General features: G+C 38.9%; 1 protein-coding gene. It reads left to right on the top strand.

Features of this window, described 5'->3' with window-relative positions; all coding sequences use genetic code 11:
- The first annotated feature begins 262 nt into the window (after positions 1-262).
- Positions 263-14509 carry a GEVED domain-containing protein gene (locus tag SKA34_RS06890; protein ID WP_232284238.1) on the top strand — a complete coding sequence of 4749 codons (14247 nt, stop codon included), beginning with the start codon at positions 263-265 and terminating at the stop codon, positions 14507-14509.
- Positions 14510-14827: the final 318 nt, after the last annotated feature.

Here is a 14827-nt window from a genome sequence, read left to right as displayed (position 1 = left end):
GAATGATAAAGAATGTTTTTAGAATGAAAACATAGTTATTCCAATTAAATATTATTGGCATGTTACCTGCTTCATAAATTTCTACTGTTATTGTTTGTGGCATTAAAACTGCTGGTGGTTAATTTATGGACTGGTTTTTATTTAGGTTGAAAATATTGGTATTCATTCTCATTGACTAGAAATTGAGAGTCTCATCTTATTTTTACCTAAATATTTATCATGTGTTTTTAATGTGCTGATGTTTTTATTAAGGAACCTCATTATGTTGAGTTCTCTTTTCTCAAAAAACTGTGAAATATTATCAAGTAATTTTTCTAAATTAATGGGAAGTTATTTATTGTTTATTATGCACATCATTGGAATAAGAAACGATAGACTCAAGTCCAACTTAGCTCGCCCTAATCAGGGTGGGCATTGTCACGTTTACAGTATTTTGAGTGATTTTATTAAATTGACTTTAACTGTTTTAATGATTTTTGCTTTTAGCCTTTTTTCAAAAAGTGTTTTTTCTCTACCCGTAGACGGTTATTCCGAATCTAACAAAGTTTATTTAGAAAGAGTCGTGCTAGTTGATAATAAAATATCAATTAGTCCTAATTTTGAGAAACTAGGTTTAAAACACGAAAAGATTGATAGTATTGATGATGTTATTGATCTGCTTAAAAGTGATATCAACGTTGTTGATATCTTTTCTCATGGTAAAGCTGGTGAAATAAAGTTTGGTAAAGACATTATTACTCTCAATAATATCAATAAGTATAAAAATAAAATTCAGCGCATAGGTAACAAACTGGGTTCTGATGGTGTAATAAACTTACTCGCTTGTGATTCTGGTAATAATGAAGAAGGTATTAACCTATTAGAGCAATTTTCTAAATTAGCAAATGTAACAGTATTAGCATCAAATGATAAAACAGGTTCACCCTTGAAAGGTGGTGATTGGGATTTAGAACTATTATTTGGCGACAGCAATACATCATTTACTCCTTTTCCTGAATACCTTCAATACTCAGATGTTTTAGATTTAGATAGCGATAACGACGGTATTTTAGATATTGATGAAGGTTGCTCTGTAAATTCCGCTGACACTAATTTATTTACCAATGGATCTTTAACAGGGACTGTAGCTCGAGATAGTTCTCCAAGCCCTTGGAGTAAAACTAATTCACCAGATATTGATAACGGTACTGGGTGTAATGGCGGTTTTTCTAGTTGTGGAGCGAATCCTTCAATTTCAAATGATGGTGGAACATGGGTCAGTATTGCTTCCAATGATTCAGGTTACAGTGAGATGATATATCAAGCTGTTGATCTAGAAGCGAATGAATCCTATACGATTAGTTTTGAACAGGCTAATTATGGTGTCGATAAAGGCCCTGGTTATCTCGGAAGCGGTTCTATACAAGTTCTCTATAAAGTGGGTAGTGATCCCATGACGCAATTAGCCCTGAGTGATGTAATGACCTTAGGTACCAATTGGCAGCAACAATCTTTCACTTTCACACCGACTGTAACTGGGAGTTATTTAATTGTATTTAAAAATGCAAATACGGTGAATACAGCTCTTTCAATTGATGGTATTTCTATCTCAGGCGGGAGCTCGTCTTCTACCTGTACAGGGCAAGATACAGACAGTGATGGTACTCCTGATCATTTAGATACAGATAGCGATGGTGATAGTTGTAATGATGCTGTCGAAGCTGGTTTTACAGACGAAAATGGCGATGGGGAAGTAGACGGAACCGGCTATGATACTGATGGTAAAGTGACGGGTAGTGATGGGTATACAACTCCAGCAGATACCGATAATTCGGGTACAGGTGATCATCTAGAGTCAGGTGTGGCTGTATGTTTAACCGATTCTCTACTTGAAGCTGATTATGACTTTGGTGACCTTTTCGATGATGGCACAAGTGATACTCCATCTACTTTGTTAATGAGTAACGGAGCGCGTCATAAATATATTCCTGGTGGAACTACGACAGATGTTGTTGTAAACAGTGATTTAACGCCACCTGTTAATGGTACTACTTGGACATATCAAAATATGCCTAATAATAGTAATGCCAATGGTGGTAACAATAACGATATGCTCGTTATTAATAATAATTTACTAGCACAAGGTGCAAGCTATTCAGGTTCAGGAGGACACGACAGGTTAGTATTAGGCTATGATGAAACGCTTTATACTGTTGTATCACAAGGTACAGATGCTTGGCGAGTCACTTGGCCTAATGGTCGTTTTTTAAATCTTAACAGTGTTGAAGAAATCTTATACGGCAATGTTGTTACACAAGTGGCAAGCCCCATTTATTTAGGTAGTGCAAAACCAGACACTGAGACCGGTACTTATCAATCATTAGATGCTAATCAAGATGACAATAATGATGGTGATAATAGTTCAGGCAGTGATGATGAAGACGCTTATCAAAATGCCTCTCATTCGATACCTTCAGATAATTTCTCTATTTCAATTCCTTGTAATGATCACGATGGTAATCAAGACCTAGGTGCAACTGTTTATGGTTGGGTTGACTTTAACAGCAACCAGCAATTTGAATCTTCAGAATATGCGCAAGCTGTTTGTAATGATTCAAATGATAACTCTACAGGCTCTGCATCATTAACTTGGTCGGGATTATCAGGCGTTGAAAATGGTAATCAATTCTTTCGTTTAAGAATTACCTCAGAAGTGCTTCCTACGGATATTCTTTCTACATCTTGGGATGAACGTGCGTCGGGTGTCGTTGATGATGGTGAAATTGAAGATCATATTTTAACTATCATAAATGCACCAACGCCTTCAATAGAAGAAGATTCAGGTCCAGATGCCGATTACGGTGATGCACCTGAAGGTGTGGATTTAGAAAACGGTTACGTTTTAAGTCAATATCAAACATTGGATGCAAGTGACGGTGCTAAGCATATTATTGATAGTGTTATTTGTTTAGGTACGTCAACGGGTTCTGAGTGTGGTACACATATTTCTGCTGATGTAGATGGCAGTTCAGATATCAACGCTGCGTCTGATACTTTTGATGATGGTGTCCAATTTAATCCAAATAATGCTGACATCTCTCCAAGCAGTAATAATATTCTTTTTACTAACCATTACGCTAACGATACTGACATTGCATTATCAAATGAAGTTGTTATTACTGCATCTGCTAACGGGTTTGTAAGTTTATGGATTGATTTAAACCAAGATGGGGATTGGGAAGATACCGTCAATGGACAATCAGAGCTAATTACTACAAGTGCTGTTAACAGTGGCACAAACGCTTTATCGTTCTCATTACCAAGCAGTGTTGTACATGGTGAAACTTATGCCCGTATTCGCTACGCAACCGATGCGGCTGAAATTGCTATGCCTACTGGCGAGGCATCTGATGGTGAAGTAGAGGACTATTTAGTTTCAATTGCCGCTCCTCCACTCTCTTTGGGGTCTTGTGAACAAGGCCTAATTATTAATGGTGGATTTGATATTCCTACCGGGACGCCGACGGAAGGATTAACGAACGAATATTTTAAAGAGGAAAATGTGCCAGGTTGGTCTGTTGGACCGGAATCGCCATCATCTTTTACATCTTATGACTGGTCTTTAAATGGTAATCTTGTTCAATCAAGAGATAAGTATGGACCGGGAAATGCTTCAACGCCTGCTGGTGGAAATATAGCGGAACTCAATACGCTTATTCCACAAATGTACTATCAAGATATTGTTACTACACCTGGACAGGAAATTACATGGGGCTTTTATTGGAGCCCTCGCAGAAAAATATCTGGTGGTAATCAACAAGCTGAGTTACGTATCGGTGAGCCGGGCTCCCTTACACAAATACAATTAACAGATGTGAAAAGTAGCACAGATGTTGGTTATATTTACTATTCAGGCTCATATACTGTTCCAGCAGGACAATACATTACACGAGTTGCTTTATTCCCACTACAATGGGTTTCTGATGGTGAAGGTAACCTTGTAGATGGTGTTACCGTGGGGTGTGCAACTGATTATGATTACGGTGATGCGCCTGATACAGGTACAGCAGATTACAGTTCACTTCTTACCAGTAATGGTCCTCGCCATACACTTTCTACCAACCTTTACTTAGGTGAAACCGCACCTGATATTGAAGATGGTTCTCTTCAAAACGCTTCTGCCACAGCAGATGATATTTCAAGTTCAAATGACGAAGACGCAATTGCTGGCTTAGGGTTGTATGACTCAAGTGCATCTTTGAGTTTTTCTCAGCTTGTTCATAACACAACCTCAAGCAATGCTTATCTTTATGCATGGGTTGATTGGGATAAAAACGGGAAATTTGAACGTGATGAGTTCATTGAAGGTGGTACTGAATCTGGCGATGCTATTCTCGTTGCAGATGCCCAAACCAGTGTAAATATGGTTTGGTCTTCACTACCGTCTTTAACATCGGGTGAAAACTTTGTACTTCGTTTACGTATCAGTAATCAGCTATTGGCCGATGGTGCTGCATCGTCTTCTGCTGAAGATCCTCGTTCTTTAGGTCTCGCAGGCATCGGTGAAGTCGAAGATCATCAAATCGAAGTTTCTCCTGATTTCACTCAAAATAATACTCTAACTTGTGCTTCTTCTTCACAAGCACTAACTGGTGCAGAGATCAGTGAACTAGCAAACTATACATCTTTTGGTGGCGTTAGCATTGTAGGTGATGAGCTTCACTCAACACCTGCAAGTGGTAGCCATCCAGCGAAAAGATTTGAACTTGAAATCCTTGCTCCTGGGCAACAATTTACTTATCCCGTAGGAATTGAAGCAGAATTTAGATTGAAAAATTTAAACTCTGGTGATGGAGATTTCCTATTTTGGTTAACTGATCACAATAATATGAATGGTGTTTTAATAGCGGATGTTGCTAATCAGTTTATTGCTTGGGTTGGTAAAGATGCAGGCTGGAATGGAACAAATAGTGAAATAAGTGGATTCACTAATTCTACTGTTAATCAGTTTGGTACGGTTGCTGGGTCATTAAGTTCAACCGTATTTAAACGTTACCGTATAAGTATGTATGTGCAAGCAGATCTATCTACAACCATTCAATTAACTGCTATGAATGATGACGGTTCTCTTATTGAACAATCTCCCATTTTTGTTGGGGCACGTACACTCGATCCGTCTCAAGGTATTTGGCTAGCTCATACCTCGCATAATAACGATCCAAGTTCCCAGCGCTATATCTTTGGTGGCATGAGTATGGTTATCAGTGATGCGTCAGGCTGTGATTATGGTGATGCGCCTGATGCTGTAACAGGAGTGAGTCAAGGTAATTACGAGACATTATCTATTAATGGTGGTCCTTCACATATTATTGATGAAGTCATTTATTTAGGTAGTGAAGCACCTGATGGTGATACTGATGGTTTCCATGATGGATCGGATATTGGTCTAAATGCGTCTGATGATGACACAAAAGGGTCGGCGCCTGATGATGAAGACGGTGTAGTGACGGCTATTGTGATAGAAACTTTATCTCCTTCTATCACTGTAAGCTGTAACGACTTCAGTGCAGGTAGCGGAGATCTTGGTGCTGTCGTGCATGGTTGGTTAGATGCAAACCGTAACGGTGAGTTTGAAGAAAGCGAATATGCTAGCCAAGTTTGTAATGATACTTCATCTACACAACAAGGAAGTGCAGAGCTTTCATGGTCTGGATTAAGTTTGGTTTCTGGTGAGTCTTATCTGAGATTAAGAATTACCGATGATACCTTAACTGATAGCGTGATAGGTGATGAACGAGATGAACGCGCGTATGGTTCCGCAGTTAATGGTGAGGTTGAAGATCATCAGATAACGATTAATGTTGATATTGATTATGGTGATGCGCCAGATAATGGTGATCCCGCTGATAATAATTCTGGGGATTATAATACATTACTTGTATCTAATGGTCCTCAACACCAAATCCCTACCTCTGGCTCTGTTGCTTACTTAGGTACTATTCCGCCTGATGGCGATGATGGTACTTTGCAAAATAGCCTTGCAAATGCAGATGACACCAATGAAGTATCCTCAGGTGTTGATGATGAAGATGCAATTAATACGTCATTAATAATTCCAAGTTTCAGTACAAGTTATTCATTACCTATTACGTGTAATGGTAATAATGCTCAAGTATTTGGATGGATTGATATAAACAACAATGGTGTTTTTGAGTCTTCTTTAAACGAACAAGCGACAGGTACGTGTTTAGATGTGGTGCCTGTAACTGATGGTACAGTTACGCTTAATTGGACGGGTTGGGACCCTAATAATTTAGTAATCAGCGATACAGTGATTCGACTTAGAATTGTGCCGGATGATCAATTTACGAATGTTGATGAAGTCCTAACTTCTGTGGATGAAAGAAGTATTACCGGTGCTATTGGTGGCGAGATTGAAGATCATATTGTAGAAATCGTTAGACAGGGTGACTATGGTGATAGCCCAATCTCTTATGAAGAGTTAAATAAAGAACCAGCAGTGCATACCACTGGTGATTATTACCTTGGAAGTACTATTGATGAAGAGCAAGGGCGTTGGTCTGTCTCTGATGGCGATGATTTATCTGTTGATGATGATGGTAATGGGGACGATGAAGACGGTGTAACATTTGCACTTTATAAAGGTGTTGTTGGTGATACGAGTATTTCATGGAACTCTTCTTCTATTGCAGTAGAAACCAGTGAAGATGGTTATGTATCAATCTGGGTTGATTGGCAAAATGATGGCCAATTTACTGAAAGTGACGATGACATAGTTCTTGATTGGGCTGTAGATAAGGGAAGCAATATCTATCGAATGTCCATTCCTGGCAGTGTTGGTAATGGAACTTATTGGGCCCGAGTTCGTTTTTGTAAAGATAGCGGGGAATGTAACACGATAAGTGGTCATGCAGCTACGGGTGAAGTTGAGGACACCCAAGTTACCGTTGGACCTGTTACTTGTTTAGCACTAGGCGATCAATTCGAAATACCTCCATCATCTAATTCGTCGATTTCAGGTACGACTAACGAGGTTATTGTTACTCCTAATGCGGGTATGCAAAGAGGTGCTTTCTGGACCCAAAATCGATTCGATATGAACTCAGAATTTAGACTAAGATTTGGGATCTATTTAGGTGATCGTGATGGTAACGGTGCTGATGGTGTAGTTTTTGTTATGCATAATGATCCTAGTGGTACTGGAGCATTAGGTGTTGTTGGTTCAGGTTTAGGCGCTAAAAACATACAAAATTCTTTTGGAGTGGAGTTTGATACTTTCGAAAATGGACCAGGATCTAACGATTTAGGTAACCAATCTGATCACACAGCAATTATGATTCCAAGCACTTCTAACTTAAGTTCAGTACCAGGTACTTCAGTCCATGCATTATCGAATATTGAAAATGACAAATACTATGAAGTTATATTTGATTGGGATCCTGTTAGTCAGAATTTTGAGTACTACTTTGATGGTAATTTATATGATTCATTAAATATTGACCTTGTTAATACTTATTTTGGTGGCTCAAGTCTTATTTATTATGGCATGACGGCGTCAACCGGTGGATTCCAGAATCTACAGAAAATTTGTGTTATAGAGCAGGATATAACTTTCTTTGCTAATGACCTCGGTGATGCCCCAGATGATGGAACGTCGAATACTTTTGCAACCCTACTAGATAGTAACGGTCCTGTGCATGAAATTGGTATGGAAAATACGCTGTATTTAGGTGATGTAAAACCTGATATGGATACCGGGCTGTTACAAAATACTGATGCAAATGCCGATGATAATACAGATACTTCTGGAACCTCTGCTGGTAATGATGAGGATGCTGTTCAACCTAATACTGTTTTTGATTCTTCAAAATCTAATTTTACTCTCGATGTGAAATGTAATGATAACAACACAGGTGTTGACCTAAACGGTACAGTCCATGGTTGGATTGATTTCAATGGTAATAATATCTTTGAAGCGAGTGAATATAGCTCTCGTCCATGTGTCGATAATGATCTTTCAGGCCCAGGTGGTGCTTTACTCAGTTGGATTGGTATATCGAATGTTCAGGAAGGTGATAGTTACGTTCGATTACGTATTGCTAATAATGAGTTACCACAAGATTTAGGCCCTACTATTCGCGATGAAAGATCGGGCGGTACCGTTGTTAATGGTGAGGTGGAAGATCATAAAATCAACTTTAGTGAAGAGTCTGATTATGGTGATGCACCTGATAGTTATCACACACTGGAGAGTAATAACGGTGCTCGTCATGGTTTAGGTACAAATCGTTATGATCTCTACCTTGGTACAACGCCACCAGATGCTGATAATGATGGTTTCGTTAACGGTGTTGATGTATCAACTAATGCCATGGATGATGATGATAACGACACCTCAGGTATTACAACGGATGTCAGTGACGAAGATGCCTCACCAGGCCTTCCTGGATTATTCCTAGATAGTACTGATTATGAGTTTGATGTGAGCTGTAACGATACAAAAGATGGTCAAGATCTTGGTGCCAATGTTTATGCTTGGGTAGACTTTGATGCAAATAATCAATTCGATAGCAGTAACAATGAATATGCTACAGCAGCGTGTACTGACGGCTCTGCCACTCTGTCATTCAATGGCTTTACCATATCGGCGACCTCTGAAATCACCTTCTCTCGTATTCGTATCACTACAGATACTCTTGACGCCGAAGGATATCAAGGTTTTGCAAGCGATGGTGAAGTAGAGGATTTCACGGTTGTTATCGGCCATAGAATCAGTGGTAAGGTCTTCATTGATGAAAATAATGACATTTCATATGGTGCTAATCATCCAACTTACAACGGTACTTTTGACAATGGTGAAGCACCAATTCCTGGTGTGACTATTACGCTTTATAACCGTACTCCAGGTAATGAAAGTTGTCAGTCTATTCAAACCGATGCTGATGGTAATTATTCTCTTGCTGCACTAGAAGGTGGTTTGTATACAATATTTGAGACTGCAGGTGAATCCGTTCCTAGTCCTAGTGTGTGCCCTCCAGCTGAAGTTATACCGACGCAACAGCAATTACTGGATGGCCTATTACCAACATCAACCATTCAGGATCCAGAAAATCACACATCGAGCTCGGCAAATCAGATTGTTTTAAATAATCCGATTGTTGCGTCTGTTCAAGACCAAAATTTTGCAGACTTTTATGCGCCACCATTTAATGCTTGTGATGCTGATGGGTATTTAACGTTAAAAGATACTTCAGATAATGCAGCGCTTTACTCGGTGGATCTTCTAACTGGTGGTAGTGAAGTATTAGATGATGATCTAACTGATTCTGGATATCTTCAAGTTGGTTATAGAATTTCAACTGATCACATTCTTGGTGATGTTTCTACTAATAACAATCCAGTTATTGCATTGATTGATGGTGATTATCAAGTCCACTACCTAAAAGTTACTTTGGATAGTAATTTCAGTGTGGCATTTAATCAGGTTGACATAACTGATGATGGTCTGATGTATATGACGGGTGGAGCATTCAGTCAATTTAAAGTATTTGATGTGAATCCAGCGAGCCCAAATTACTTAAATCAACATGCAAGCTACAACTTAGCGTCTAAATTCGGTGCAGCTGATGTGGCAATCAACCCTCTAAATAATGTTATGTATGGTGTTTTAAGAGATGGTACGGTTAAACGTTATGATCTTGATAATAATACAGAGTTAACTTCAGGACGTATTACTCATATTACCAATAGTGAAACTGAAAACGATGTAAGAAGATCCTATAACAGTACTGATTTCGGCTCTGGCTATGGTGCTGTGTACTTTGACCTTGGTGGTACAATGTATGCGGTGAACAATGGTGCTTACACTAGACCAGGAGGAACAAATAACGATCCTAAAGCACCGATTGTTGCCGTTCCTATCGGTAATGAGCCTAAAAATATTACTGGTGCTGCGAGAGACTACGAGGGAACAATCAATTCATCTCTAGGATTCACAATGGCATCAAATGATGGTGCCCGCTGTAGATTTGCGCCTTTGCCACTGGATTATGGTGACGCAGGTTCAGATTACATTGTTACGAGTGATGATGGTGGCCCTGAGCATATTACAAGGAACAACGATGTATGGTTAGGTGATAATAGGCCTGATAATGATGATGATGGAGTAAATACTGTTGGTGCTGATAACGATGATTCAATCGGCTCAACACCTGATGATGAAGATGCATTTAGCAATCAAGTTCGTGTATTTGTAAATGCTGGTGCTGCTGAAATTACTGTTCCTTTTACAAATAATTCTGGAAGTGAAGCAACCATCTTCGCATGGGTTGATTTTAATGGAACAAATGGATTCTCTGATGATTTGCGAGCGCAGGCAACAATCAGTGCTGGTGAAACTACAGGTGATAAAACCCTATCATGGACTGGATTAACAGGAGTTCAAGCCGGTGATACGTATTTACGTCTTCGTGTTTGTACTGGCGGAGAACTAAATTGTGGAACCGTGGGGGGACGCGCTACTGATGGTGAAGTAGAGGATCATCTTGCGAAGGTTATTGAAGGACTCATACCAAGTTCTGTTTGTGATGGTATTTATCAAACCAGCAGTGCTAACACGACAAGTTATGATCTTGATCTTATTGATATTACTTCATTACCATATGGTTCTCTAAATCAAGCTTCAGCTATCAGTGGTTTTGATAACCTAAATGCTCTTGCACATACAACGAATGGTCGTATGTTCTACGCAAGCTCGATTGATGGTAGTGACCAACTGCATGTCATTATGCTTGATAAAGATGGTAATGCTGTAGATTTAGGTTTGCCAATTGCGAGTGAAGATTTCCAGATCGTTGATGTTCAATCTGGGGCAGTTACCAATGTAACCACTAGCAACCCAGTTACGGCTCCTAGTTCATTAATTGCAAGCTTGGGTGCAATGGATGACGCAAGAGAGCAATTGTACTTCGGTCACCCACAAAGTGGACAAATTCTTGTTGTTAACGTTAATACGCTAGAAGTTAGTGCTGTTAGCCTCATTCTGCCGGACCTTGGCATGTCTGCTGGTGGAGGTTATACATTACCATTTGATAGTGACTGGGCTTATGATCCTACAACTCAGGCTATTTATGCGACTGAGATGGAGTTTGGTGTGCTCTATAACATCAATCCATCAACTGGTGCAATTGGTGCTGTTTCTTTAGACTTTGGCACGATTAATCCTAAAGTTGAATCGTATGGCCTTATTATCTCTGATGATGGCTTACTGTACGCGCTTGTTGATGGAGAATATGACAGTGATGGAAATGGCATTTTAGATACAACAGGAAAAGCCATTTATCAAATCAATATTCAGTCTCAAAAAGCATTGTTAATGGGGCCTATAAATGGCGCTGTATCGACAAACTCTGATGCAGATGGATGTATTAATCTAGCAAGAGATTTTGGCGATGCGGATAGTGGTTTTGGTGATGCGAGTCACTACTATTCAGATGACGACAATAATGGTGTAACTGATTATTCATTAGGTGATGCATGGGATAGTGAGTTCTTTGCTCATACATCAACAACTGCTCAGGCGGATAACCTAAATGGTTTAATTGATGAAGACGGTGTCATTATTGATGGTGCGCTTTTAGCGGGAACTAACGTGGTGTCTGTCACATCTAACAATGCAGGACAGCTTTATGCTTGGTTGGATTACGGCAACGGTGGAAGCTTTGACGATAGTGAGCAAGTGATTGCAACAGCTTTACCTGCAGCAGGTACGCATGCCGTTGATTTAGTTGTAGATGGTGCCAAACTGGGTACCTACAGTGGCCCTGCTACTTTACGATTCCGCTTCTGTAAGGAAGCGAGTCATTGCGATAAATTTAATGATTCGGAGCTCGGAAAAATTGCCGAGACAGGTGAAGTTGAGGATTATTATATATGGCTAACGGCTGATGAAATTGTTGCAGAGAGTTGCGAAAATGTAGTCATTTCACATGGTAGTAGTGGTAATTTTGAGCTTTACCAATTACAACCAGAGCAACAACCGTTTGATACTATTTCTTTGGGCCAACCAAGTATTACATCACTGCCTTCGTACAATAGTCTGAATGCACTTGGTCAACATCCAACATCGCATTTAATTTATGGCACAGTGATGGATACCTCATCCTCTGATAAAGAAATTCACCTTCTTGTTACCGATCAAGATATGACTAACGTTGTTGACCTTGGCACAATAGTTTCTTTACAAGCACAAACGTTAGATCATCAACTTGTTGGTGTCGTAAACTTTACGAAAAATCAACTTCTATCGCGTATGGTTGGTGGGTTAAACATCCAAGTCCCAAGTAGAGGGGATATCGACCCTAGTGGTGAGTTCTTATATGTTCATCATGATAATTGGCAACAAATGATCCGTATCCATCTGATCAATCGAACTTTTGAAATTGTTGAGTTTGATACTGCAGTTAATGGTATGGGCGGTGATATGGCCTTTGCCAGTGATGGATTCCTTTACAACCCAGATCTACCAAATAGCACTCTGTATAAGTTAGATATTACTAATATGCAGAGGTCTTCTATTGCTATTCAATGGAATGGTTACTCTGCACCTCAAGCGGGAGGCGGTATTGGCGGTGTATTCATGGATAATGGTTTATTCATGTATGCCATTGCTAATAGTGGTAATCATGATCTAGATGGTAATGGAACGGCTGAATATACCGGCTCAGCTATGTATCGAATTAATACTGTGACGGGTGTTGCTAAACCAATAGCTGCAATGGTTGACGAATATCCTAATAGCTTAGATGCTGCAGGCTGCATGGTTTCTGCTGATTACGGTGATAGTAGTTATGTAGATGCTAAAGCTGGCCACTTCTTCTATGACGGTAATAGTAATGGTATTGCTGACTTCCGATTAGGTTTAGAAATTGATCCTGAGCTTGCCCAAGTATTCAGTGCTGATGCAACAGGGGATGATTTACTTGAATTGGATGATGAAGATGGCGTTGTTGTTCCTGAAAGTATTGTTGTAGAGACGCTTACAACACTAAAAGTGACGGTCACTGACGAGATTTCAAGTCCAAATCTAATGCTTTATGTTTGGGTTGACCTTAATGGTAAAGATGGTTACGAAGGAAGTAATGAACTTGTTTATAGTCAATCTGTGACAAACGGTGAAAATGACGTTCAAATAACGTTAAATGCTAAATTAACTGATGGTCACAATGGCCAAACAACGATGCGTTTACGCTTATGTGATACGACAGATGGTGGTGATTGTAATGAACCTGACGATGTATCACTTGGCGATATTGCTCCGAATGGTGAAGTTGAAGATTATGAATTTACTCTAATTAACCAAATCTTGTTACGTGGCTTTGTATTTGAAGACAATGGTTTGGGTGGTGTTACCGCTCATGATGGTGTTAAATCTGGTTCTGAAAAAGGGTTGTCTGGATTTATTGTTAAAGCTATCTACCGAGGTGCAGCGACAACTAACTATTCAAATAACGATGTTTTAGCTACCACTCGTACACGTGGTAATGGTAGTTATGAATTGTTGTTACCTGTTGAAATAGCAGAAGAGCAAGTTGACTTAATTGTTGAAAGCCAAGCTCGTTGGTTAGATATAAGTGAAAGTGACGTATCTTCAGAAGCCGAAGTTGAAGGTACTACACAGTTTGATACCTTAATGGAAGTAACACCATTAGCAGGTAGTGTTATAGAAAACCTCAACTTTGGTAAAGTAAGGCAACCTATTATAGATACTGATAATTATGGCGAGTTTGAACCAGGGCAGTTTGTTGAGTTTGCCCATCGCTTTAAATATTACACTTTAGGTAGCGTGAACTTTACTGAATCTATCGTAGAAGTTGCACCTGCGAACGATGCATGGACAGTAGCGCTTTATCAAGATGCAAACTGTAATGGGGCGATTGATACCACTGAGTCCATCATTAATTCTACTGTTTCATTAGCAACATTTACTGAATCGGATAATGACATTTGTATAGTCAGTAGAATATACATCCCTGAAAATGCGCCACTCAATTCAATATTTAATTATGATTTGGTTGCAACGATGAGCTTTTCTGGAAGCAGTTATCCGGATCTTTCAGTTAAAGATAATGATACAGTCAAGGTGAGCTTCAAAGGTGCTGGTCAGTTAACGATTAAAAAATATGTCACCAACATATCAGGGGATAATATCAAAGGAATATCTAACCTAGGTAAACCAAATGATATTCTTGAATATGAAATTCAATTTATTAATAACGGAAGTGATGACATACGTTCTGTGGAAATATTTGACTTTACCCCAGCTTATACCGAGCTTGAAGGGACAATGAATGCCTGTATTGGTTCTTTACCTAGTGGAGTGACATGCCAAGTATTTGCAGACGATGGCAGCGCTATAAGTGGTTATGAAGGTCGCTTAAAGTGGGTACTTGATGGCATATTAAAACCTGGTGATCAAGGACATGTGACTTATAGAGTGAAAATTAAGTAATATACAGGGCTCAAAATGAGCCCTTTTTTATTGTCTTATTATAAATAAAGTTTATTAAAACTAAGAGTTGTTAAAAATAATTATCGTCATTCTATATTGTTTGAATTCACTTTGTCTTTATTGGGTTTTTATATTAAATAAATGAATTTGTTTTATTTTTAATAATCTCAATTCTTAATGAAATATGTTCTGAGAAATGTCTTATTATAATGCTATGCATAATAAAAAATATTTATTGATTTAGTTTTTCGTTATTTTAATTTCTTGTAAGTTACTGATTATAATATTTTTACAATAATGGTTTTTTTGGCATGTATT

The organism is Photobacterium sp. SKA34 (genome assembly GCF_000153325.1).
GTDB lineage: Bacteria > Pseudomonadota > Gammaproteobacteria > Enterobacterales > Vibrionaceae > Photobacterium.
This window is presented reverse-complemented; position numbering and strand designations above follow the sequence as displayed.